At 41.8% G+C, this 22395-nt stretch carries 31 protein-coding genes and 1 riboswitch; of the genes, 27 read left to right on the forward strand and 4 right to left on the reverse strand.

The features are described 5' to 3' along the window. Genes WCY03_RS05590 through WCY03_RS05600 form a run of 3 tightly spaced genes read left to right on the forward strand, consistent with a single transcriptional unit; the run spans window position 1 to window position 2105 of the window. The gene (locus tag WCY03_RS05590) at window positions 1-780 is read left to right on the forward strand and encodes a PhzF family phenazine biosynthesis protein (protein ID WP_345994006.1); all 780 of its coding nucleotides are present in this window, start codon (window positions 1-3) and stop codon (window positions 778-780) included. 30 nt (window positions 781-810) lie between these two features. Next, on the forward strand, window positions 811-1521 hold the full coding sequence (locus WCY03_RS05595) for a class I SAM-dependent methyltransferase (protein ID WP_345994007.1): 711 nt from the start codon (window positions 811-813) through the stop codon (window positions 1519-1521). Window positions 1522-1538: 17 nt separating this feature from the next. Then, a complete protein-coding gene (locus WCY03_RS05600) occupies window positions 1539-2105 on the forward strand; it encodes a transglutaminase family protein (RefSeq protein WP_345994008.1) in 567 nt (188 codons plus the stop codon). 23 nt (window positions 2106-2128) lie between these two features. On the opposite strand, the gene WCY03_RS05605 is transcribed toward WCY03_RS05600, so the two are convergent. Continuing rightward, window positions 2129-2770, reverse strand: coding sequence for a flavodoxin family protein (locus WCY03_RS05605; protein ID WP_345994009.1), 642 nt, complete (start codon window positions 2768-2770; stop codon window positions 2129-2131). Window positions 2771-2874: 104 nt separating this feature from the next. Here WCY03_RS05605 and WCY03_RS05610 point away from each other — a divergent pair, with 104 nt between their 5' ends. Further along, window positions 2875-3222, forward strand: coding sequence for a helix-turn-helix domain-containing protein (locus WCY03_RS05610; RefSeq protein WP_345994010.1), 348 nt, complete (start codon window positions 2875-2877; stop codon window positions 3220-3222). Window positions 3223-3242: 20 nt separating this feature from the next. Here WCY03_RS05610 and WCY03_RS05615 read toward each other — a convergent pair whose 3' ends face one another. After that, window positions 3243-3794, reverse strand: a complete 552-nt coding sequence (locus WCY03_RS05615) for a cysteine hydrolase family protein (protein ID WP_345994011.1) — start codon at window positions 3792-3794, stop codon at window positions 3243-3245. 1 nt (window position 3795) lies between these two features. After that, window positions 3796-4329: a hypothetical protein gene (locus WCY03_RS05620; RefSeq protein ID WP_345994012.1), complete on the reverse strand. Its 534-nt coding sequence runs from the start codon at window positions 4327-4329 to the stop codon at window positions 3796-3798. A gap of 95 nt (window positions 4330-4424) precedes the next feature. On the opposite strand from WCY03_RS05620, the gene WCY03_RS05625 reads away from it, so the two are divergent. The 10 genes from WCY03_RS05625 to WCY03_RS05670 all read left to right on the forward strand — a co-directional run bounded on the left by WCY03_RS05625 (window position 4425) and on the right by WCY03_RS05670 (window position 11405). Next, entirely contained in the window at window positions 4425-4997 is a 573-nt protein-coding gene (locus WCY03_RS05625) for a TetR/AcrR family transcriptional regulator (protein WP_345994013.1), read from the forward strand. 15 nt (window positions 4998-5012) lie between these two features. Further along, window positions 5013-5555 (forward strand): pyridoxamine 5'-phosphate oxidase family protein, encoded by a 543-nt coding sequence (locus WCY03_RS05630; protein ID WP_345994014.1) that lies wholly within the window; start codon window positions 5013-5015, stop codon window positions 5553-5555. A 10-nt stretch (window positions 5556-5565) separates the two neighbouring features. Next, a complete protein-coding gene (locus tag WCY03_RS05635) occupies window positions 5566-6129 on the forward strand; it encodes a DNA-3-methyladenine glycosylase I (RefSeq protein WP_345994015.1) in 564 nt (187 codons plus the stop codon). A gap of 17 nt (window positions 6130-6146) precedes the next feature. Then, a complete protein-coding gene (locus WCY03_RS05640; RefSeq protein ID WP_345994016.1) occupies window positions 6147-6899 on the forward strand; it encodes an NUDIX domain-containing protein in 753 nt (250 codons plus the stop codon). Between the two features lie 152 nt (window positions 6900-7051). Continuing rightward, window positions 7052-7411: a helix-turn-helix domain-containing protein gene (locus WCY03_RS05645; protein ID WP_345994017.1), complete on the forward strand. Its 360-nt coding sequence runs from the start codon at window positions 7052-7054 to the stop codon at window positions 7409-7411. A gap of 238 nt (window positions 7412-7649) precedes the next feature. Beyond that, window positions 7650-8984, forward strand: a complete 1335-nt coding sequence (locus WCY03_RS05650) for a 2-isopropylmalate synthase (RefSeq protein WP_345994018.1) — start codon at window positions 7650-7652, stop codon at window positions 8982-8984. Between the two features lie 29 nt (window positions 8985-9013). Further along, window positions 9014-9304: a helix-hairpin-helix domain-containing protein gene (locus WCY03_RS05655; protein WP_345994019.1), complete on the forward strand. Its 291-nt coding sequence runs from the start codon at window positions 9014-9016 to the stop codon at window positions 9302-9304. 67 nt (window positions 9305-9371) lie between these two features. After that, window positions 9372-10277, forward strand: a complete 906-nt coding sequence (locus tag WCY03_RS05660; RefSeq protein ID WP_345994020.1) for a DMT family transporter — start codon at window positions 9372-9374, stop codon at window positions 10275-10277. A 13-nt stretch (window positions 10278-10290) separates the two neighbouring features. Continuing rightward, a complete protein-coding gene (locus tag WCY03_RS05665; protein ID WP_345994065.1) occupies window positions 10291-11049 on the forward strand; it encodes an ATP-binding protein in 759 nt (252 codons plus the stop codon). Window positions 11050-11060: 11 nt separating this feature from the next. Further along, window positions 11061-11405, forward strand: coding sequence for a cupin domain-containing protein (locus tag WCY03_RS05670; RefSeq protein WP_345994021.1), 345 nt, complete (start codon window positions 11061-11063; stop codon window positions 11403-11405). On the opposite strand, the gene WCY03_RS05675 is transcribed toward WCY03_RS05670, so the two are convergent. Further along, window positions 11395-12765 (reverse strand): PLP-dependent aminotransferase family protein, encoded by a 1371-nt coding sequence (locus tag WCY03_RS05675; RefSeq protein WP_345994022.1) that lies wholly within the window; start codon window positions 12763-12765, stop codon window positions 11395-11397. The two genes, WCY03_RS05670 and WCY03_RS05675, sit on opposite strands and share 11 nt — an antisense overlap. A 94-nt stretch (window positions 12766-12859) precedes the next feature. On the opposite strand from WCY03_RS05675, the gene WCY03_RS05680 reads away from it, so the two are divergent. From WCY03_RS05680 to WCY03_RS05740, 13 genes are all read left to right on the forward strand, one after another. After that, a complete protein-coding gene (locus WCY03_RS05680) occupies window positions 12860-13228 on the forward strand; it encodes an FMN-binding protein (protein ID WP_345994023.1) in 369 nt (122 codons plus the stop codon). Between the two features lie 11 nt (window positions 13229-13239). Continuing rightward, the gene (locus tag WCY03_RS05685) at window positions 13240-13839 is read left to right on the forward strand and encodes a pyridoxamine 5'-phosphate oxidase family protein (RefSeq protein ID WP_345994024.1); all 600 of its coding nucleotides are present in this window, start codon (window positions 13240-13242) and stop codon (window positions 13837-13839) included. Window positions 13840-13915: 76 nt separating this feature from the next. Beyond that, the gene (locus WCY03_RS05690) at window positions 13916-14758 is read left to right on the forward strand and encodes a methylated-DNA--[protein]-cysteine S-methyltransferase (protein WP_345994025.1); all 843 of its coding nucleotides are present in this window, start codon (window positions 13916-13918) and stop codon (window positions 14756-14758) included. Then, window positions 14755-15315 (forward strand): GNAT family acetyltransferase, encoded by a 561-nt coding sequence (locus WCY03_RS05695; RefSeq protein WP_345994026.1) that lies wholly within the window; start codon window positions 14755-14757, stop codon window positions 15313-15315. The genes WCY03_RS05690 and WCY03_RS05695 overlap by 4 nt, the downstream gene beginning before the upstream one ends. Before the next feature lie 86 nt (window positions 15316-15401). Beyond that, on the forward strand, window positions 15402-16262 hold the full coding sequence (locus WCY03_RS05700) for a hypothetical protein (protein ID WP_345994027.1): 861 nt from the start codon (window positions 15402-15404) through the stop codon (window positions 16260-16262). A 163-nt stretch (window positions 16263-16425) separates the two neighbouring features. Next, complete coding sequence (locus WCY03_RS05705; RefSeq protein ID WP_345994028.1) at window positions 16426-16764, forward strand: hypothetical protein; 339 nt, start codon at window positions 16426-16428, stop codon at window positions 16762-16764. A gap of 63 nt (window positions 16765-16827) precedes the next feature. Continuing rightward, window positions 16828-16984: riboswitch (FMN riboswitch) on the forward strand. Between the two features lie 93 nt (window positions 16985-17077). Beyond that, a complete protein-coding gene (gene ribB / locus WCY03_RS05710) occupies window positions 17078-17698 on the forward strand; it encodes a 3,4-dihydroxy-2-butanone-4-phosphate synthase (RefSeq protein ID WP_345994029.1) in 621 nt (206 codons plus the stop codon). Between the two features lie 59 nt (window positions 17699-17757). Then, entirely contained in the window at window positions 17758-18282 is a 525-nt protein-coding gene (locus WCY03_RS05715) for a YbhB/YbcL family Raf kinase inhibitor-like protein (protein WP_345994030.1), read from the forward strand. A gap of 5 nt (window positions 18283-18287) precedes the next feature. After that, the gene (locus WCY03_RS05720) at window positions 18288-18725 is read left to right on the forward strand and encodes a nucleoside deaminase (RefSeq protein WP_345994031.1); all 438 of its coding nucleotides are present in this window, start codon (window positions 18288-18290) and stop codon (window positions 18723-18725) included. Beyond that, window positions 18715-19380: an endonuclease III domain-containing protein gene (locus WCY03_RS05725; RefSeq protein WP_345994032.1), complete on the forward strand. Its 666-nt coding sequence runs from the start codon at window positions 18715-18717 to the stop codon at window positions 19378-19380. The genes WCY03_RS05720 and WCY03_RS05725 overlap by 11 nt, the downstream gene beginning before the upstream one ends. 40 nt (window positions 19381-19420) lie before the next feature. Beyond that, on the forward strand, window positions 19421-20167 hold the full coding sequence (locus WCY03_RS05730) for a DUF695 domain-containing protein (RefSeq protein WP_345994033.1): 747 nt from the start codon (window positions 19421-19423) through the stop codon (window positions 20165-20167). Further along, window positions 20164-21999, forward strand: coding sequence for an MFS transporter (locus tag WCY03_RS05735; protein ID WP_345994034.1), 1836 nt, complete (start codon window positions 20164-20166; stop codon window positions 21997-21999). The genes WCY03_RS05730 and WCY03_RS05735 overlap by 4 nt, the downstream gene beginning before the upstream one ends. Continuing rightward, window positions 21986-22357 (forward strand): diacylglycerol kinase, encoded by a 372-nt coding sequence (locus WCY03_RS05740; protein WP_345994035.1) that lies wholly within the window; start codon window positions 21986-21988, stop codon window positions 22355-22357. The genes WCY03_RS05735 and WCY03_RS05740 overlap by 14 nt, the downstream gene beginning before the upstream one ends. Window positions 22358-22395 lie beyond the last annotated feature (38 nt).

Raw genomic sequence — 22395 nt, forward strand, 5'->3', positions numbered from 1 at the left:
GTGAATCTAAAGTTCTACCAAATAGACGCGTTCGCAAAAGAAGTTTTCAAAGGAAATCCTGCGGCGGTTTGTCCGTTGGACGAGTGGCTTAGCGATACTTTGATGCAAAAGATCGCTTTAGAGAACAATCTGAGCGATACGGCTTTTTTTGTCAAAGAGGGCGAGAAGTTTCATATACGATGGTTTACTCCGACGAGCGAAGTCGATATGTGCGGGCATGCCACTTTAGCGAGCGCCTTTGTACTGTTTGAGATCTTGAAATATGAACACGAGACGATAGTATTCAGTTCCAAAAGCGGTGACCTGCGTATAAAGAGAGAGGGGCAGCTGTTCGTGATGGACTTTCCCGCTCAAAAGATCTTGACATGTAACCTTCCCGATGCCGTGCGCGAAGCGTTTGAAGCAAAGCCAAAAGAGTGCTACAAAGCTATGGATTATCTCTTGATCTTTGAGAATGAAAAAGAGGTTTTAAATGCGAAGCCCAACTTTGAGAAACTCAAAAATATCGACGCCAGAGGAGTTATCATCACTTCCAAAAGTGAGGAGTATGATTTTATCTGCCGTTTTTTTGCTCCGAAATACGGCATCGACGAAGATCCGGTGACGGGTTCTGCTTTCACTCAGCTTGTACCGTACTGGAGTAATGTTTTAGCAAAAAACGGGTTAAAAGCTAAACAAACTTCGCAAAGGGGCGGTGAGGTGTTTTGTAGAATTGAAGGACAAAGAGTCGAGATAGCAGGGTATGGAGTAAAATATCTTGAAGGGGTTATAGATGTATGAAAAAGTGAAAAACTTCCATGGAAAGATACAGTGACGTTAGAAAATGTAGTCCCCTGGGGAAGAAATCTTGAAGAGTACAGGGAAATGTTTCGACTTTCGGACAAAGATCTGCAATCTAATATACTAGGATGCGGCGATGGTCCATCCAGCTTCAATGCAGAAGTTACGAAACTCCGATGCAATGTGATTTCAATAGATCCGATATATCAATTTACAAAAGATGAGATAGGGCAGAGGATTGATGAAACATCATCAGTCGTTATAAAACAGCTTCAAGAACATGAAGATGATTATGTCTGGAAAAAGATAAAGTCTGTCGATGCACTTGTGAGTATCAGGTTAAATGCCATGCGTGATTTTCTAGAGGATTATGAAGACGGTAAAAAAGAAAACAGATATATCCATCAAGAGCTGCCTCGGCTCTCTTTTGATGATGAGAGTTTTGATTTGGTTCTAAGTTCACATTTTTTGTTTTTATATAGCGAGCATCTTGATCTGCAGTTTCATATTGATGCCATACTTGAAATGTGTAGAGTCGCAAGACAAGAGGTGAGAATATTTCCTATTTACGACCTTTACAATCAAAAGTCGCAACATATAGAAGCAGTGATGGAAAGATTATTAAAGCAAGGCTTTCAAGCAAAGATCGTTAAGACGGATTACGAGTTTCAAAAAGGGGCCAATGAGATGCTGAAGATCAAAAAAAGGCTTTGCGATATATCAAAGCCATCTAAGTTGTAAAATAAGGAGTGCAGGGAATGAAAGAGTTTTTAAAAGAGAGCGAACTTGTAGATCTTTCTCATCCCGATATCCAAACCTTGGCATATACTTTGGCAGAAGGTTTGACCTCGGATGAAGAGATCGCCAAAATATGCTTTTTGTATGTAAGAGACGAGATACGTCACAGCGGAGATGCAAAAGACGATATCACCACATATAAAGCAAGTGATGTCTTAAAGTACAAGACGGGGTGGTGCTATGCAAAAAGCATTTTGCTTGCAGCACTTTTACGGGCAAACGGCATACCTGCCGGATTTTGTTATCAAAGGCTTTCATGTTCTGAGTATGTAAAAGACGTTTATTGTCTGCATGGGCTAAACGCCGTGTATCTCAAAAAATACGGCTGGTACCGAATAGACGCCAGAGGCAACAAAGAGGGAATGGATGCGCAGTTCACACCTCCAGAGGAGAAGCTGGCCTTTGAACTGCAAAAAGGCGAGACGGATATTCCTGATATCTACGACGAGCCTTTGGCTGTAGTCATGGATGCTCTTAAAAAGTATAAGAGCTACGATGAGATGATCTGTAATTTTCCGGATTTATAATAATATGACAAAAGAGCATCCGTTTAATGTAGTACCTTTTGAATAAAATTTTTAACATTTTCAATCTCTTTTGGAAAGTTCTCTTTGTGGTTTTTGAGTCTTTCTTTAGGGTCGAAGTAAGTGTATTCAATTCCGGTATAGTCTTTTAATTGATTTGTACTGAAACTATGATACGTATTTATATCCTTGTAGATGAACCTTATATATCTTTCCAAGCCCTCTAAATGTCCTTTTAACGGACTTTTTTCAAATACCGCAGAGGCTATGTTCATCGTATATATAAATCCGACCCTTTTTTCCTCTTCGACCAATGTTCTCGGCGGATTCGAATAGATAAATTTTCTAAAGAGCAATCTCTCAAGAAATGATCGCATCTCGCCGGATACATCTTGAAAATAGATTGGTGAAGCCAGTATAAGGCCCTCTGCTTTATCTACTTCTTGTAGTATATTTTGCAAGTCATCTTTAACAACACATTCGCCATACGATTTTTTATGCTCTTTTTTACATGAAAAACAGCTGTGACATCCCTTGAAATTTAGATCATAAAGATTATAGATTTTTACTTCTTTGCCATTTTTCTTTAACTCGGCTGCTGCCGCATCAAGAAGTTTGGCACTGTTCATATTTTTTCTCGGACTGCCGTTTATGCAGAGATAGTTCATAGATAAGCTCCTTTATTGTTTTACAAGGAGGCATTTTATATTATACTTGTTATTAAATCAAGAACGTACTAAAAAGTACTGTACATACTAAAAGGTAACTATAAATGACAAACAATATGCTAAATTGTCCGTTTGAACTGGCCATTGAGGTCATAGGAGGTAAATGGAAAGGGCTTATTTTGTGGCATTTGCACGATAAGAAAGTATTGCGTAACGGTGAAATGCTGCGCCTTATGCCGAAAATAACCCAAAAAATGCTGACGCAGCAGCTCCGTGAGATGGAAAAAAACGGCCTGGTAGAGAGGGTCATTTACGAACAGATACCGCCAAAAGTCGAATATAGTCTGACAGAACACGGCAAAGCTCTTCGTCCTATTTTAGCGATGATGAGTGCTTGGGGCGTGGAGTATGCACGGGATAAAAAGATTGTAATTGCCTGTGACAGCCATTGAAAACAAGTTTTATGTAATCATCAGACCTTTAGCTTATCCGACCACTCTTTTGTGCTCACAACATCGCTGAACCGAAACTGCTGTTCGACGAGCACGGCACGATGAAGCTCTTCTGCAATGACTTTCCCGGCTTTGTTCTCAAAATCCAGTGTTCCCGTAGCATCGGACAAAAATTCGACGTTAAAGCCAAGATGATGAGCATATCTTGCCGTTGTATCGCAGCAATGCTGTGTCATATATCCGCTGATGACAACCGTATCGATATTGTTTTTGCGTAGCCATTCTTCAAGATCTGTGCCTACAAAAGAACTCGGAAGTTCTTTTTCTACATAATGATCGACATCGATATCCTTTATAGAATCGTGCAGCTCCCAGCCGTATGTTCCCTTCACGAAAGCTTTAGCGTCTTTTGCCGTCGCGGTATGCTGGACCATGACAAGAGGAACATTTGCTTGTTTTGCTGCTTTTAGGGCGCTTTGTATGTTTTGCATACTGTTTTGCGGATAGGTCACGGGAAGAGCTCCCGTAAAGTATTCGTTTTGTACGTCTATGATGATCAGAGCGCGTTTCATTTTAGAAATCTTTTTCTATTTTAAATGCATTGAAAAGGATGTCTGTGGCAAGCATTTTCGCTCCGTGTGCAACTGCATCGAAGATATCTTTGTCGCTCCACTGCATCTCTCTGAGTTCGTCCAGATCGTTCGCATTGACACCGTGTGCATTTTGCACCGCTTTTACGACAAACTTCAAAAGCGCTTTTTCTTTTTCTTGCAGGTTGGCGTTGTCAATGTCTTTACGCATTGCATGAACATCTTCTATGCTCCATCCCATCATGTTCACAAGCAGTCCGGTATTGTAATCCACGCAAAACTCACAGTTTTCACCGCTTGAGACAAGTATGCGAATGGCTGCTAAAAGCGGCATGGAGAGCGTAGGGTGGTTTATATAGTATTTTATAAAGTCCAATTGCTGGCGCAGTGCTTCGGGGCTGACGCTAAAGAGCTTGGCATTGTTCCCAACTCTTCCTCTAAGAGCTGTTATCTCGTCGTAAAGAGCTTTTAGCTCACCTGTTGCTTCATTCGTTTCATATGTCTTGATAAGCGGCATTTTTTCTCCTTTGGAAGTTTGTTGACTGTTTGGTCAAGTGTCATTATAGTAAAAAATTGACCGATTAGTCAAGAGGATGTGCTATAATACTTCTTATGAAAGAAACAACCAGACAAAAACTCATAGACGCTACGTTTGAAGAGGTGTATTCGCACGGTTATCAAGGTGCCGCACTCACGGAGATATTAAAAAACGCAGGTGTGCATAAAGGTTCCATGTATCACTTCTTCGGCAGTAAAAAAGAGATGGCACTTGCTGCCATAGAGGAAAAAGTGGCTGAAAGAAATCTTGCCAAATATGTAAGAATACTAGAACTTGAAAACGGATATTTGCAAGCACTTGCAGATACCCTTTCAAATACGAAAGCAAGGGATTTTCGCAGAGGCTGTCCTATTGCGAACATCGTGCAGGAGATGAGTAATCTGGATGAAGATTTCGATCGTGCCATGAAAGCCATATACAAGAAGTTTCGGGATTATCTGAAACGCATTTTAGACAAGGCTTTTGAAGCAAAAGAGATGAAAGAGTGCGACACCGATAAGATGGCACTTTTTATAACATCGACGGTAGAAGGCGCTATCCTCTCCGCAAAAGCCAGCGGTGATGTCAAAGATTACGAGGATACGGTGGATATGCTTATATCCGTGTTGTGGCAATACAAAATATGATAAAAAGGTAAAAATATGGGAAAACGATATGAAGGGTTGAGCCAGGAATACAAAGAGTTCATCAAAAAGCAGCATATGTTCTTTATAGCAAGTGCAAGTAACGCAGGTGAAGTCAATCTCAGTCCAAGAGGATATGACGTATTTCGCGTCACTGGCGATAACGAAGCCGTGTTTTTAGACTATGTTGGAAGCGGCAACAGAACGGCAAGAGATATCGAAGCCGACGGCGAAGTTACGGTGATGTTTTGCTCGTTTGAAGGAAAACCCCGTATCTTAAGGCTTTTTTGTAAAGGAGAGCTCATCGATAAGTCTGATGAAAAGATGCGTATGCTTTATGATGAAAAAGATCTGGAGGGGATGCGCCGTTTTGTCAAACTGCATATCTATTGTGTCGAACACAGCTGCGGAATGAGCGTGCCTTATATGGAGTATCAAGGCGAACGCGAACAGAACAGGGAGTTTTGCGTACAACAGGAACGCGAAGGCAAACTCCGTGCGTATGAAGTGAAAAATGCCACGCCTCCCGATCTGAGCGCATTTAGAGCAACAAATCTTTAAAAGAGACGAGATGGACAGATATCGCTGCGGCTGGGTCAAACTAAGCGATCCCCTATATGTGCAATACCACGATAAAGAGTGGGGCAGAGCTCTTCATGACGATCGGGCGCTGTTTGAACTTTTCTCTTTGGAAACACAATCCGCAGGGCTCAGCTGGCTGACGGTGCTGAAAAAAAGAGAAGGGTACCGCAAGGCTTTTGAAGAGTTTGATATCGCTAAAATCGTAAAATACGATGACAAAGATATTGACCGTATCATTGAGAGCGGACTGGTTATCAAAAGCAGGCCAAAGATAACCTCCATCATAGAAAACGCAAAAAGGTTTTTAAAGATCATAGAGGAGTTCGGTTCCATAGATAACTATTTTTGGAGCAGAGTGGACGGGAAAACCATTATAAACGACGTACCCGATTATAAAACAGCGGCTTGCCGTACGAACATCTCCGATGAGATAACAAAAGATCTGAAAAAAAGAGGTTTCAAGTTTGTGGGTTCGACGACGCTGTACGCTTTTATGCAGGCTTGCGGTATGGTAAATGATCATGAAAACAGCTGTTTTTGCAAAAATAGCTGATATAAGAAGGAGAAGTTTTGAAAAAACGTCCAGACATTACGTCTTTTGCGCTTAAAGAGGATCGATATGACGGTGTGACCATCGAAAGCGGAGATATCGCTCATACGATTTTGGAATTTGAACAAGAGATAACCGAGATACTTGCAGCTATTGAAGATAAAAAACTTCTCTGGATAAAGCTCTCTATCGAGCGCTCGGATTTGATCCCCGTTCTTACAAAATGCGATTTTGTTTTTCACCATTGCAACGAGAGAGATATTACTCTGGTAAAAAGGCTTGTCGAAGATCCCGTCATACCGACTGCGGTAAATCATACGTTGGGAGTAGGAGTCGTTGTTTTTAATAAAAAAAATATCTTGGTCGTTAAAGACAAGATCTGGCAGACCTATAAACTTCCGGGAGGTTTCATAGACGACAGTGAAAATATCTCGCAGGCAGTCGTAAGAGAAGTTTTTGAAGAAACGGGAGTGGAAGTCGAGTTTGAATCTGTGGTCAGTCTCGGACATTTCTCTCCCGCGCAATTTGGCGAATCGAATCTTTACGTCGTCTCTTTGGCTAAACCTTTGACGACGCATATAGAGATCAAAGACAAGCATGAGATCATAGAAGCAAGATGGATGGATGTCGATGAATATCTGAGCCGCGAAGATGTTTTGCCTTATAACAAAGCCATAGTAAAAAATGCGTTTTTAAATGAGAAAGGTCTTAAAGTTCATAACGGTGTCAAGCTGATTTTGAAGCAGGATATTGAGTACGAGCTCTTCTTTTAAAGCGGGTTGGTACGATTTTGGCTTCTGTTTAGACGATGGGTATCGAGCATAACGGGATGCGAGAGCCAAAGGGGCTAAAATAGGGGAAAACTCCCAATAGTATATTTTAGTAAACTAAGTATATTTTTATAAATGAAAGTGTGAAATCCGCTATGATAGAACTTAATAATAAAACGTATGACTCTACCTCGGAACTCTTCTTTGAGATATTTAACGACAGGCTAAAGCTCTATATCGTCTGGCATCTGCAAAAAAATTCGATGCGTTTTAAAGAGCTGAGCGATGTTCTCAGTCCGATCACCAACAAGACTCTTACTGTCAAATTAAAAGAGCTCGAAGCATTGCACCTTGTAACGCGAAAAATGTATGCAGAGGTACCGCCCCGAGTAGAATACTCATTAAGTGTTCAGGGAAAATATCTCAGACCTGTGATAGAAGAGATACTTTTCTGGTCGCAGAAATATGCAAGTTTTATCGGTGAAAAAGATAACCAAAAAAATAATATTGCCTAAAAACATTTTATCTGTTACAATTTCATAATCATAAAAAAAAGGAGAGACCATGAAAAGTCATCATATACCTATTGCAACATTCACGACGGAAAACCGTTCTTTACTCCTCTCTCTCCTCCTGCACCTGCTGTAATTTTTCACATTTTATTTCATAGTTTTTAGTTTTTGCCTTTTAGGGCGCAATGCGTCCATTTTTTGGCATTTTTACTGTTTTTATTGTTATTTGTAAGGATACCCTATGCATACGTATGCAAAATATAAACCGTATCCGACGGTTAAATTGGATAAAAGAGAATGGGCGGATAAAACTGCCGCGAAAGCTCCTGTGTGGGTCAGTACCGATTTGCGTGACGGCAATCAGGCGCTTGCCAACCCGATGGGCATAGAGCAAAAAACTGCGTATTTCAAAGCGCTTGTGGAGTTTGGTTTTAAAGAGATAGAGATTGCTTACCCCAGCGCATCGCAGACGGAGTTTGATTTTTGCCGCAAATTGATAGAGGAGGGTTTGATACCCGACGATGTGACGATAGGTGTTTTGACACCATCGATCGAGCGTCACATAGTACGCAGTTTTGAAGCATTGAAGGGTGCAAAGCACATAAATATGCATCTGTACAATCCGACCGCTTCAAACCAGCGCGAAGTGGTTTTTAAACGCAGCGAAGAAGCGATCATAGCATTGGCGTTAGAGGGAGTGGAGTGCATCAAAAAAGAGGCGGTGAAGTTTGATGGAAAAGTAGTTTTTGAGTATTCGCCCGAGAGTTTTTCTCAGACGGAACTTTCATTTGCTTTGGAGGTTTCAAATGCCGTCATAGAAGCATATGACCCGACGGATGAGAACCCTATGATACTTAATTTGCCAAATACATTGGAAGCATGCTCTGCAAATATCTATGCCGATCGTATCGAATGGATGTGCAAGCATATAAAAAACAGAGAAAACGTCGTCATCAGCGTGCATCCGCATAACGACAGAGGATGTGCGGTCGCAAGTGCGGAGTTGGCAGTATTGGCAGGAGCGCAGAGGGTCGAGGGCACCATACTCGGAAACGGTGAACGCGCCGGCAATGTGGATTTGGTCACGTTGGCGTTTAACTATTACTCAGGAGGGATAGATCCGTGCTTGCATATAGAGAAGGTGGATAACATTTTGAAGCGTATCACAAGTATTACGGGTATGCAGGTCGGTGATCGTCACCCATATGTGGGTTCTATGATCTATACGGCATTTTCGGGTACGCATCAAGATGCCATAAAAAAAGGGATGGATCATCATCGTAAAGAAAAAAACAGCATCTGGGAGGTGCCGTATTTGGCGATAGACCCGTGCGACATAGGCAGGGAATACAAAGACTCAATCCGCATCAACTCCCAGTCGGGCAAAGGCGGAGTGGCATATGTGTTAAAAGAGGTATACGGCATAGATATTCCGCAAAACATACAAGCAAGGCTTGCCGAAGAGGTCAAAAGCATCTCTCAAAAAAGAGGCTCCGAAATAAGCAGCGACGAGGTACTTGGTATCTATGAAGGTATGATACGGCGTAATTGTAATATAAAAAATATTGAAATATAGTATGATACATGCTAAAAAAAGGAGAAGCCATGAACCCTCAAAAAGTCGTTCGAAACAAGGTGAAAAAGCTCACGGATCTGCCAAATATCGGCAGCTCTTTGGCAGCAGATCTGCACTCTATCGGTATTGATAATCCTCAGGAACTTCGTGGCAAAGATCCGTTTGAACTCTATGGCATGTTATGCGCCAAAAGCGGTCAGCGTCAGGATCCCTGCGTGCTTGATGTCTTTATGTCCATCACGGACTTTATGAACGGTGCAGAGCCTCGTGTGTGGTGGAATTATACCGCCGAGCGTAAAAAGCGTTACAAAGATATTTGAAAGCAATTTTCGGATTGTTTTGTATCTATATTTGGAATATAATTACTAAATTTTTTTAAGGCCTTAGATGGAAGAAACTAAAAATTCCACTCGTTATTTTATCGGCATGATCATAGCGATGCTTCTTTGGGGAGTGGCTTGGACGGCGGGAAAAGCTGCTGCGGAGCACTCAAATGCCCAAGTGGCAGCTTTTTGGCGTTATGCCGTTTCGTTCATCACTATCATTCCCGTTATCCGGTATTTAAAAATACCTCTTAAAACCGACAGGATGGGATTTGTCTATATGCTTGGAGCAGGGCTTCTTACATCGCTTTTCAACTATCTTTTCTTTGCAGGGCTCTCCCACGGACAAGCGGGATACGGCGGTACGATGGTCACGGCACTTGCTCCCATCTTTACCTATCTGATGTCCATAGCTGTCTTGGGTATAAAAGTCTCGACAAGACAGGTCATAGCACTCTCTATCGGAGTGTTCGGAGCACTCATACTGCTTCGCGTGCCGTTTGAAGGATTTGCTTTTTTAAATATAGAGAGCTCATACTTTTTGGAGTGTGCCGTAGTTTGGGCGTTTGTCACCATCCTTTCGCAAAAAGCCTCAAAAAGAGCAAATCCGATGTTTTACACGGTCGTAGTCTTTGGGATAACAGGTTTTACGAACATGATCTTTGCACTGCCGCACCATCCGTTTGATCTTCATGCGTATGACGCAGTATTTTGGTCGACCATCATCTTTATCGGAGTATTTCCCGGAACATTCAGCACGGCACTGTTTTTTCTTTCGGCGGGAAAGATCGGCGCACACAAAACGGGAGTCTTTATGTTCATCGTCCCCGTGGGTGCTATCGTTTCAAGCAGGGTGGTATATGGAGAAAATATAGCGCTTTCTACCGTTATCGGTTGTCTGCTTGCTTTTTTTGCCGTTATACTGTTTAATATGAAAAGAGATTCCAAAACAGCGGAACAAAAGGTTTGACATGCAGCATAATATTGATTGGAAAAACTGTTACGGAGCTATTTGGCGGGCGAAAAAAGAGTATCTAAAGCCCGTTAAAAACATAGACGGGATCACTTTTGACGATCTTGTAGGTATAGAAAGACAAAAAAAAGAGATTATAAGAAATACCGAGCGTTTTTTAGATGATCTTCCCTCCAACAACGTTTTACTCTGGGGTGCAAGAGGCACGGGAAAATCTTCTCTTATCAAAGCGGTTTTAAATGAGTACGGTACAAGAGGCCTTCGTATCATCGAGATAGACAGAGACGATCTTGACGACCTCATAGAGATCGCAGATCTGATCCGCAATCTGCCATACAAGTTCATCGTCTTTTGTGATGATTTGTCGTTTGAAGAGGGTGAAAAAGGGTATAAAGGTCTCAAACGCATTTTAGAAGGCTCCATCGAAGCACCGCCTGAAAATGTCAAGATATACGCCACTTCAAACAGACGCCATCTCATCACCGAGTATCAAAGAGACAATGAAGGTACGGTGATCGGAAACAATGGTGAACTTCATTACTCGGACAGCGTAGAGGAGAAGATATCACTCAGCGACAGGTTCGGCCTGTGGCTCTCTTTTTACCACGGTACCCAAGCCGAATACTTAAAAGTCGTAGACAGTTACTTTAAGGAGTATGAAGGCGACAGAGAAATCCTGCATGCAGAGGCTTTACGCTTTGCACAGGTAAGAGCAAGCAAGAGCGCAAGAACGGCGAAGCAGTTTTATAACAGTTATTTTCAAAAGTAAAAGATGAGACTATGCATAAAATATCTAAAACGAATGCAGAACATTATATCTGGGGCAAGGAGTGTGAGGGCTGGCATCTGCTAAAAAGCGATGGGCTCAGTGTCATAGAAGAGAGGATGCCGCCGCATACAAGTGAAGCGATGCATTACCATGAACATTCCCAGCAGGTCTTTTACATTCTTTTTGGAGTGGCTACGATGAAGTTTTCGGATAAAACTATTCAAATACAGGCCGGGGAATCTTTACATATAAACGCAAAGATAGCACATCAGATGTGTAATGAGAGTGATGAAGAGCTTTGTTTTCTTGTCGTTTCTCAGCCAAAAAGCCACGGAGACAAAATAGTTATAAACTGAGATCTCTCCATATCTTTGCCAGCTCTTTTACGGCGGATTCGATCTCGTTTTCTTTCAATCCTCCAAATCCCATTCTAATAGCATCCCATTTTTCGTTGAAATGATCTTTTGTAAAGTAAAGTTTGATACCTTTTTTTTGTGCTTCATCGTTTAGTACCGTAGTATCTATCTCGTATTTTGAACGGATGTTGATAGAAAGTCCTCCGCCTTCACTTACTATTTTGGCAAATTTCCCGAGGTGTTTGTTGATCGCCTGCTGCATGATGTCGTGTTTTTTACGGTTAAGATTTCGAACTTTGCGCAGGTGGCGCTCCCAGTGTCCATCTTTTAAAAAAAGCTCCAGAGTCTTTTGTGTGGCGAGGCAAACTCGTGAAAAATAACCGTGAAAGTTTTTATATTCTTTTATCAGGCGATGAGGTAAAACTATATAACCGACTCGAAGTGCGGGTGAAAACGCTTTGGAAAAAGTTCCGACATAGATGACCCTATCGTTTGTATCAAGTCCTTGAAGCGAAGGAATAGGGCGAGATCGATAGGTGAGTTCACTGTCGTAGTCGTCTTCTATGATAAAACCGTTCTTCTCTTTCGCCCAAGCCAGAAGCTTCAAACGCTGTGAGACAGGCATGGAGACTCCCGTAGGGTATTGATGTGATGGAGTGATGTAAACTATTTTTGCATCGCTCTTTTTTAACGTCTCGACTCGTAAGCCGTTTTCATCGACAGGTACGGGTGTTATATCGTATCCATGCTGCATAAAGACTCTGCGTGTTACGTAATACCCGGGATCTTCTATAGCAAAACCGTATTGCAGCGGTTGTAAAAGATCGGCTATCATGCTCATAGCATCGGCAAAAGCCCCGGTAACGACTATTTGCGACGGATCACACTTTACGCCTCTTGATGTACTTAAATAGCGGCAGAGTTCAACACGAAGAGAGTATTCTCCCTGTCCGTCGGTATATGCTCCAAAATCAATAGTCTCGTTGATCGCTTTGGAAAAAAGGCGTTTATAAAGTTTCAGCGGAAAGAGATCTTTGTCTAAACGGGCAGGGTGAAAGTCGTAACGGTATACGGGCGGTGTTGTAGACTCTTTTAGCATGGATGAATGGTTTGAAAGAGGCAAAAAGTCGGCATCGGCTACAAAATATCCGCTTTTCGGCCGGCTTTCGATATAGCCTTCGGCATAGAGCTGATTATATGCCGATTCGACGGTATTTTTGCTGATCTTATACTCTTGAGAAACTTTGCGGATAGAAGGCAGTTTGCTGCCTACGGCAAGGTTTGTCGTAATATCGTACTTAATCGCTTCGTACAGCTGAATATGTAAAGGAGTTTTTGCCGAAGTGTCGAGATTGTACATAAACTGACCTCATAAAAATATTATATTTTGTCACTTGTAACAAGTGCAGATAGTCGGTATAGTAACACAAAAAGAATGAAAAGGAGATTCAAATATGTTGTCGGAAAAATTAAAAGAAGTATTTGAACATGAAGGAGTCGTCACTATCATTGCACAGGGAAAGGATTTTCCGCATGCGGTCAACACATGGAACTCTTATGTATCGCTTTGCAATAATTGTTTGATCGTGCCTGTAGGCGGTATGAATACAATGGAAAAAATATTGGAAAACGACAATAGAGTTCTGGTAACCGCCGGTGCCAAAGAAGTGAATGGCTTGCATGGGCAGGGGACGGGGTTTCTCATTAAAGGCAATGCGGCAATTTTATTTCAGGGTAAAGAGTACGAAGAGATTGCCAAAAGGTTCGTTTGGGCAAGAGCTGCGATGAAAATCGATATTAGTGATCTCAACCAAACGACATAGAGGAGAAGGATATGCGACGAGACGAGTTCGAGGTTAACGACCCCGCTGTTGTAAGGAAGCTGTTAAAAGAGTGTGATTACGGTGTTTTATCGCTTATGAGCGATAACGAACCCTACGGTGTAGCCGTGAATTTTGTCGCTTATGAAGATATGATCTGTTTTCATGGAGCATATGAGGGCAGAAAAGCCGATGCTATTAAAACGCATCCTTTTGCTTCTTTTTTGGCAGTATCGCCTCAAGCTTTGATCCCCTCGTACTTTAGCGATACAAAATCAGCCTGTGCAGCAACGCAGTTTTATATCTCGGTCATGATCGAAGGTGAAATATCTTTTACAGAAGATAGTTCTTTTAAAGCCGGCGCGTTAGAAGCGATGATGCAAAAATTTCAGCCGGAAGGCGGGTACATACCTCTGCATACCGAAGATCCCGCCTATACAAAAATGCTTGAACGTACCGCCATATATGTATTAAAACCGAGAAAGACGAGCCTTAAAGTAAAAATAGGGCAAAACAGGTCTAAAGAGATGCAACAGCGCATCTTGAAAAATCTTCGTGAAAGAGGAGAAGCCGCCGATCTTGAGACGATCGCGTTGATGGAAAAATATTTATGATCTAAATATAGCAATTTTCGGATTGCAATCTTTATATGTAAGAGTTATACTTTTAAAAAATTTGTGAGGTCTGTGTATGCAAAACACGTTAGATAACTTACATAACAACTACAACCAGATCGAAAAAGCGATCCGTTATATCGATGAAAACTTCAAAGAACAGCCCTCCGTAGAGCAGATAGCCCACAGCATCGGGATGAGCAAGTTTCACTTTATCCGCGTGTTTAAAGAATACGTGGGCGTGACACCTATGCAGTTTCTTCACAGCGTTACCCTCAACTATGCAAAAGAGCACATTAAAGAATCTAAGTCGGTTTTAGACAGCGCTTTGGATATCGGGCTTTCCAGCTCCAGCAGACTGCACGAACTGTTTGTGAACCTCATCGGTGTAACACCGAAAGAGTATAGGGAAAAAGGCAAAGACGTTCTCATAACCTACGGGTACGGCAGTACACCGTTTGGCGAGGCGCTAATAGCTTTTACCGATAAGGGAATATGCTATATGGGATTTATAGACGAGAATAAAGGTGCCGTATATGAACGCTTTATGAGTCTCTGGGAAAATGCAACACATTTACAAGACGATAATAAGGCAAAAGAGTACTTGCAAAACATCTTCATCAAAAAGAAAAAGTACGACCTTGTGGTCAAGGGTACGAACTTTCAGGTAAACGTGTGGAAAGCGCTTTTAAACCTGCCAAACGGCACGGTGGCAACATACAACGACATTGCGACCTACCTTGACAAACCAAAGGCGGTGCGTGCGGTTGCCAGTGCCATAGGCAAGAACCATATAGGCTACCTCATCCCATGTCATAGGGTCATTGCCAAAAGCGGTGCCATGAGTGGATACAGATGGGGCATAGAACGCAAAAAGATACTCATAGCATACGAGTCGATAAATAAGGAAGAACAATGACACTGAAGGTCGCTGACATACAAGATATAGACAAAGTACTGCAACTGCATTACAGATATCAAATAGATTCCATAAACGAAGAGGATAAAAAAGACGGCTTTGTAACTACGCCTTTTACTGCCGAACAGTTAAAAGAGCTGATTGAAAAGGAACAGGGGCTTTTTATTGCCGTGAAAGAAGATGAGGTCGTAGCTTATGTCATGGCGGCATCGTGGCAGTTTTGGTCTGTATGGCCGATGTTTGCATATATGATAGAGGGTCTTGGCGAGTTGGAATACAAAAGGCAAAAGCTCAGTGTGAACAACTCCTATCAGTACGGACCTATTTGTATAGATAAAAGTGTACGGGGAAGCGGTGTATTGGAGACTATATTCGATTTTGCAAGAGAGCATATGGCAAAGCGTTATCCGATCCTTGTGACTTTCATCAACAAGATCAACCCGCGCTCATACGAAGCTCATACAAGAAAGCTGGGGTTAGAGGTCATAAAGGAGTTCTCGTATAACGGAAATAATTACTATGAATTGGCCTATGATACCTCAAAAAGGATTTCTTAAGCTTAGCGATTAGATTTTAAACCCCTGTCACTCTTAATGTGATGAGTGTTATAAAGTACACGGAAGATCCGCTTAAAGGAGTTTTCATGAAACGTATAATTAGTATATATACCGAAAACAAGAACAGTGTACAGTTTTACGTGCGGGGGACGATGGAGAGTTTTCATCCTGCATCTAACGAAGAAAGAGACCTGCGCCGTTTTTTTGATTTTGAAAAAGCGGCCGAGGTCATCTACGGCGTCGATGCGAATTTTATTCAGTCTACTTCTAGTTACGGCAGAAAATATATGGATGAGAATCGTGAAGGGACAGATAAGTCTTTTTATTTTAAATGGGTAAGTTTTAAAGACGAACCTATCCATATAAGCAATCCCTATCTTCATCACATAACCGGTCTACCGACGCTTACGGCGGTAAAACGTCTGGATGACGAGTATATCGTCGTAGATTTCGATATGCTCAAACTTTTGGAAGAGCTTCGTCTCATCGAACATAACAGTGCTTTTCAAAAGATAAACACATATATCATGGCAGGAGGAGGGATCCTGCTTGGAATCGTTTCCATATTTTTGATCCTTTACGGCGGATATATATTTTTTCATATGCTTTTTTTCCCAAAAACGGGAGAAGGCGTCATGCATGAGATATTTACTTCCATCATCTCTATAACCATCGGGCTTGCGATCTATGATCTGGCAAAGACCATCGTAGAAAACGACGTACTGTTTAAAACATTCAATTACGGCAACGATTTGCAGAATAAAACGCTTAGCAAATTCCTGACCTCTATTATCATAGCTTTGTCTATCGAATCATTGATGGCCGTATTTAAAATCGTATTGGATGATTACAGTAAATTGTTAAACGCCTTTTATCTTGTTTTGGGAGTAACGCTGCTGATCGTGGGTACGGGTGTATACAGCTGGCTTTCCCGCAGGGAAAAATAGAGTATGTTCGATAATAAAAGCGGTAAAAAAAGTGCAGAAAAGAATCATTATCATGAACAAAGTTCAAATTAATTGATTAATGTCGTGTACTTTCGCAAAGATTTATTATATTATATATACGTTTTTTCTTTCAAACTCTAAGAAAGATACATAAAGGATTCCTATGAAAAAAATGATAACACTAAGTCTTGTTTCTGTTTTTGGTACATTGGTACTGATCGGTTGTAGCGCGGGAAATACTCCTTCAGTAGGTAATGTTGAAAATGCAAATAAAACTTGCATCAGCAAAAACCTGACGCACGAAAAGGTCCATGATATTATCGTTAAAGCGGGTGAAGAAAACGGTTGGAAAATGACCGAGTTTAAAACCAATTCCGTGATCGCGGAGAAAACGGTCAACGAAAATTCGACTGCCGTAACGGTAACTTTTGACGAATCTACTTTTGAGCTTAATCCGGCTAACAGCGAACTGCAGTCTATCCTTGAAAAAGCATTAGACTAAAACAAGTCTTTTGTTTTTAAACGATATGAGCCGTTAACGCTTTTTTCGTTATGATTTTATAAATTTATTTCTCAGGGAAGGTGAAACTCCTTACTGGTGGTGACTGCCGCAGCTGCAGAAGTCCACGAGCGCTTTGTAAAAGGATAACTTTTGCAAAGGTCGAGCAGACTTGGTGTAAATCCAAGACCAACGGTCAAAGTCCGGATGAAAGAGAATGTAAATAAGTCTTATTTTTGTTTTTATATAGGGATAGTACTGTCTATACATTCACCCTGATTCAATAAGTTTTACTTTCTAAAAAAGGTATTACTCAATGAATCAATGCATGAAAAAAAGTGACTACGAACTAAAGGTCACAGCCGCATTAAAGTCTTTACAACAAGGTCAAGGAGTCATCGTCACCGATGATGACAACAGAGAAAACGAAGCCGATATCATCTATTGCGCACAGTATCTTACAGAAGGGCAGATGGCACTGCTTATCCGAGAGTGCAGCGGTATAGTCTGCTTGTGTCTAACAGAAGAGAAAGTCGAAGAGCTTGGACTTTCTATGATGGTGCAAGACAACCGCTCTCAGTTTCAAACTGCATTTACCGTCTCCATAGAAGCAAAAGAGGGTGTAACGACGGGAGTTTCTGCAAAAGACAGGCTCACAACCGTAAAAGCTGCTCTAAAGGGACGAGATAACATTGTTTCCCCCGGTCATGTCTTTCCGTTAAAGGCCAAAAAAGGCGGAGTATTGGAGCGTGCAGGGCATACCGAAGCAAGTATCGACCTTATGAAACTTGCTGGCTTAGAGCCTTATGCCGTCTTATGCGAACTTACAAATCCCGATGGAACAATGGCAAAGGGCGATGACATAACAAGGTTCGCTCTTTATCATGATATGCCTGTAGTGAGTGTTGCAGATATTAAGCGATTTAGAAAAAATTGAAATTTTTTTCTTAAGCCTCAAAATGCTAAACTTGAAAAACTTTACAAAAAGGAGTTATTATGCGTTTTTTAGTCTTCGTTCTCTTTTCTCTTGGTATTGCTTGTGCCGGAAATTTTACTCTTACTAGCGATCTTGGCGGACAGCTTACGAAAAAAGAGGAGTTTAACGGTTTTGGATGCAATGGACAGAACAAATCTCCCGCACTCAAATGGAGAGGTGCTCCTGCAGGTACGAAAAGCTTCGCCGTTACTATTTATGATCCTGATGCTCCTACGGGAAGCGGATGGTGGCACTGGATCGTGTATAACATTCCAAAGTCGGTGACAAGCGTTGTAGAGAATGCAAGCGCCCTTGGGCTTCTTCCAAAACTTGCGGTAGAGAGTACTACGAGTTACGGTATAGGCGGTTTTGGCGGTGCCTGCCCTCCAAAAGGGGACAAACCTCACAGATACGTCATCACGGTCTATGCGCTTGATGTCGCAAAACTCGACTTGCCGACAAATGCAAGCCCCGCACTTGTAGGTTTTAACCTAAACGCCCACGCCATACAAAAAAGTTCGATCATCTCGTATTACGGCAGATAAACAATATGGACAAGTTCTTAGAAGCGGCGATAGAAGAGGCAAGATCAGGCCTGCGCGAAGGCGGAATCCCTATCGGTTCCGTGCTGGTCATAGACGGCAAGATAGTCGGACGGGGACATAACAGGCGTGTCCAAAACTCAAGCTCCATTTTGCATGCGGAGATGGACTGTCTTGAGAATGCGGGAAGACTTAAAGCGGAAGACTATAAAAGAGCCACTCTTTACTCGACTCTTTCTCCGTGCGATATGTGCAGCGGTGCCGTGCTTTTGTACGGTATCAAAAAAGTCGTCGTCGGAGAAAACAGGACGTTTAAGGGTCCTGAGGAGTATGTCCGTTCGCGAGGCGTAGAACTCACCGTAGCAGACAATAAAGAGTGCCGTGAACTCATGGAATCTTTCATAAAGTCATCGCCAAAACTGTGGGATGAGGACATTGGCAAATAAGATTCTGCATATATATAAGCGTTTGTATGAAACTTACGGAGCGCAGGGCTGGTGGCCTTTTATGGACGGCGGCTACCATCCCGGCGAGTACGATTACCCCAAAAACGAGGCGCAGATATTTGAAATATGTCTGGGTGTCATTCTCACGCAAAACACAACATTTACCTCTGTCGTAAAATCCCTACAAAACATAAAAGATATGGATTGTCTGGATCATGAAAGTATTCAAAACATCTCTTTGGAAGATCTGAAAAAGGCTCTCAGACCCTCGGGTTATTTCAACCAGAAAGCCGCATATATCCTGGGATTCATAGATTTTTTTAAAAACCTCAATGGCAGAACTCCTTCACGTAAAGAGCTTTTGGCGGTAAAAGGGATAGGAGAGGAGAGTGCGGACTCTATACTGCTGTATGCCTATAACAGACCAGAATTTGTCGTGGATGCTTATACCAAAAGACTGCTATCTCATCTTGGGCTCATAAACGAGCGTGCAAAATACGAAGAGATCAAGATGCTGATGCAAAACAAGATAGCAGAGGAAATAAAAGAGGAAAAAGATATCGTTGCTTTTTATCAGGAGTATCATGCGCTTATAGTCGCGCATGCAAAAAGACATTACTCCAAAAAGCCTTATGGTGAAGGATGCTTTTTATAGCCTGTTTTAGATATAATTTCATCAAAAAAAGCAGAGATAGATGAGAGAGTTTTATACACAGATAGAAGACGGCGGTTTAGTCAAGATAGAAGTCGAACTGGAAGCACAGCAGATGATAGACGAAGTCGAATTCTATCCTTGGCTTTATACGGTGTTTATTAAACTCAAACATCCTCTGCCTGAGGGTCTTGCAGACGAGGAGGAGGAAGATTTCCTTTTTGAGTGCAGGGATAGGCTCGTATTAAAACTCGAAGAGAAAGAAAAAGCCGTTTACGTAGGCTCAAAAACGACTGCAGGTTGGTATGAGCTCTATTTTTATCTGCAAGACCCAAAAGGTATGGAAAACAAGACGAAAGATGTTTTAAACGCATTTGGTTACAAGTTTGAAAGCAATGCCGTAAAAGACAAAAAATGGAATCTTTACGAAACAAGTCTTTACCCGGATCTTTTGCAGGCGCATCATATTCAAAGCCGTCAGATCATCGAAGAAATATTAGAAGAGGGTGATGATATAACAAAACCCAGAGAGGTCGAACACTATCTTCTTTTTCAAACCGTGTCATTACGCGAAAAGTTCGCGGCTTTTTTGCAAGAACATGATCTGACATGCAAAGAGGAGTTCGAACGTGATGCAAAGGAGTATGTCTACGGCATGATCGTACCCGTCATACAGGCTGTCGATATACAGACGATGAACAAGACCACAGATATGTTTATGGAGCTTTGTTCGAAAAACCATGGTTATTATGAAGGCTGGAGTACATCGATGGCGGATGAGCAAAATTGAAGCAACTCTTTAAAGTAAAGGGTATCATCTACTACACTCTTGCCCTGTTTTTAAATGCTTTTACCGATCTTGGACATAAGATCATCATTCAAAACACTATCTTTAAGGTATATGACGGAAGTGAGCAGATAGTTCTTACCGCCGTCGTGAACGCAATGATCCTTCTTCCTTTTATCCTTCTTTTTACGCCTTCAGGATACTTGAGCGACAGGTTCCCTAAAAACGTCATTATGAAATACTCGGCGCTTTTTGCCGTTTTCATCACGCTGGGTATAACTTTTTCGTACTATAAGGGATGGTTCTTGAGCGCTTTTTTTCTTACTTTTTTACTTGCTCTGCAAAGTGCTTTGTATTCTCCGGCTAAATACGGCTATATCAAAGAGCTTGTAGGCGTGAAGCTTCTGACAGGAGGAAATGCGATTGTGCAGGCGACCACCACTGTCGCGATACTCGGCGGAATCATCTTTTATACTGTCCTTTTTGAGATGAATATTACGACTGCATTTACCGATGAGGCGTCTATTTTAAAGATGGTAGCACCTCTAGGATGGCTTTTGGTCGTAGGCTCGATCATAGAGTATATCTTTACGAGCAAGCTTCAAGACAAGACGATGAAGCAAAGCCGAAATACGTTTGATATTAAAAAATATGTACAAGGATATTATCTTAGGAAAAATATAAAGATACTCACAAGAAAGCGCGATATCATCGAGTCTGTCGTGGCATTGTCCGTTTTTTGGTCCATCTCTCAGGTAGTGCTTGCCATTTTCGGCGCGTATGCAAAAGATACTTTGAAAATCGATAATACCATCTATGTTCAAGGAGCTATGGCATTAGCCGGGATAGGCATTATCTTGGGTTCGATTCTGGCGTCAAGATTTTCAAGATATTATGTTCATATCGGAATGGTTCCATTTGCGGCGTTCGGGTTGAGCCTGATGGTCTTGCTGCTGCCTTTTAGTTCATCATTCTCGGCGGTCGTAGTGCTTTTTATGCTTTTTGGTATTTTTGCGGGACTTTTCATCGTTCCGCTCAACGCTTATATCCAAGAACTTGCTCCGCGCGTGCATCTTGGGACCATACTCGCGGGCAATAACTTCGTGCAAAATATCTTTATGTTCTTCTTTTTATCGGTCACGACCGTTTTTGCATATTTCGGGATGGATGTGCAGATGCTGTTTTTTATCATGTTTTTTGTCGGTTTTGGCATGGCCCTTTATATGCTCCGCCGTCATATCGTTATGTTCTTGTGGTTTTTGTTCGAATCCGTCTTGGGACTTAGATACAAGTTCAAGTTTGTCGGTGTGGAACATATTCCGCATGACGGGGCTATACTCTTTATGGGCAACCATATAAGCTGGATAGACTGGATCATCATGCAGTTTCCCATTAAAAGGCGCGTGTCGTTTATGATGGAGAGGGATATCTACCATTGGAGATTCTTTCATAAGCTCTGGAAGCTCGGAAATGCCATCCCTCTCTCGGCAAAAGCGAGTAAAGATGCTTTTTTAGAAGCAAAGCACCGCATAGCCGAAGGAGGGTGCGTAGTTATCTTTCCAGAAGGCCGTATTAGCTATACGGGAGAGATGGGAGAGTTCTACCGCGGATACGAATTAATCGCAGGTAAAAGTGAAGGTGTTATAATTCCATATTACATCGGCGGAATGTGGGGAAGCGTGCTTTCAAGAAGTAAAAAACGCCATAACGAGACAGGCGGCTTTTTTAAACGCCGCATCACCGTTATTTACGGCAAACCGATACCGCTTAATACAAAAGCAGAAAAGATCAAAACAGAGCTGTACAGACTAAAGGAAAAGTATGAAACCAAATAAACCCAAATATACACTATTTAAAAACGCGACTTATGCGCTGGAAGGTTTTATCGAGATAACAAAACATGAGAGCTCTTTTAAACTGCAGCTGCTTCTTTTTGTCGTGATGAATATCGTGGCATGGGTTTTGAATATCGGTTTTATGAACAGTGCGATGCTTTCGCTCTCTTTGTTCATCCCTATCATCGCCGAAGTTACTAACAGCGCCATAGAACGTGTTGTCGATCTGGTCACGGTCGAGCATCATATCATGGCAAAACGTGCCAAAGACGCTGGAGCCACTCTTGTTCTTTTGAGCCTTGTACTTACGGCATGTATCTGGATTGTCATACTGCTCGACGCTTTTAAATTAGTTTGATCTTGTTATTTATATGTAATAATTGAGATGTAAAATCT

Source organism: Sulfurimonas sp. HSL-1716 (genome assembly GCF_039645975.1).
Taxonomy (GTDB): Bacteria; Campylobacterota; Campylobacteria; order Campylobacterales; family Sulfurimonadaceae; genus Hydrocurvibacter; species Hydrocurvibacter sulfurireducens.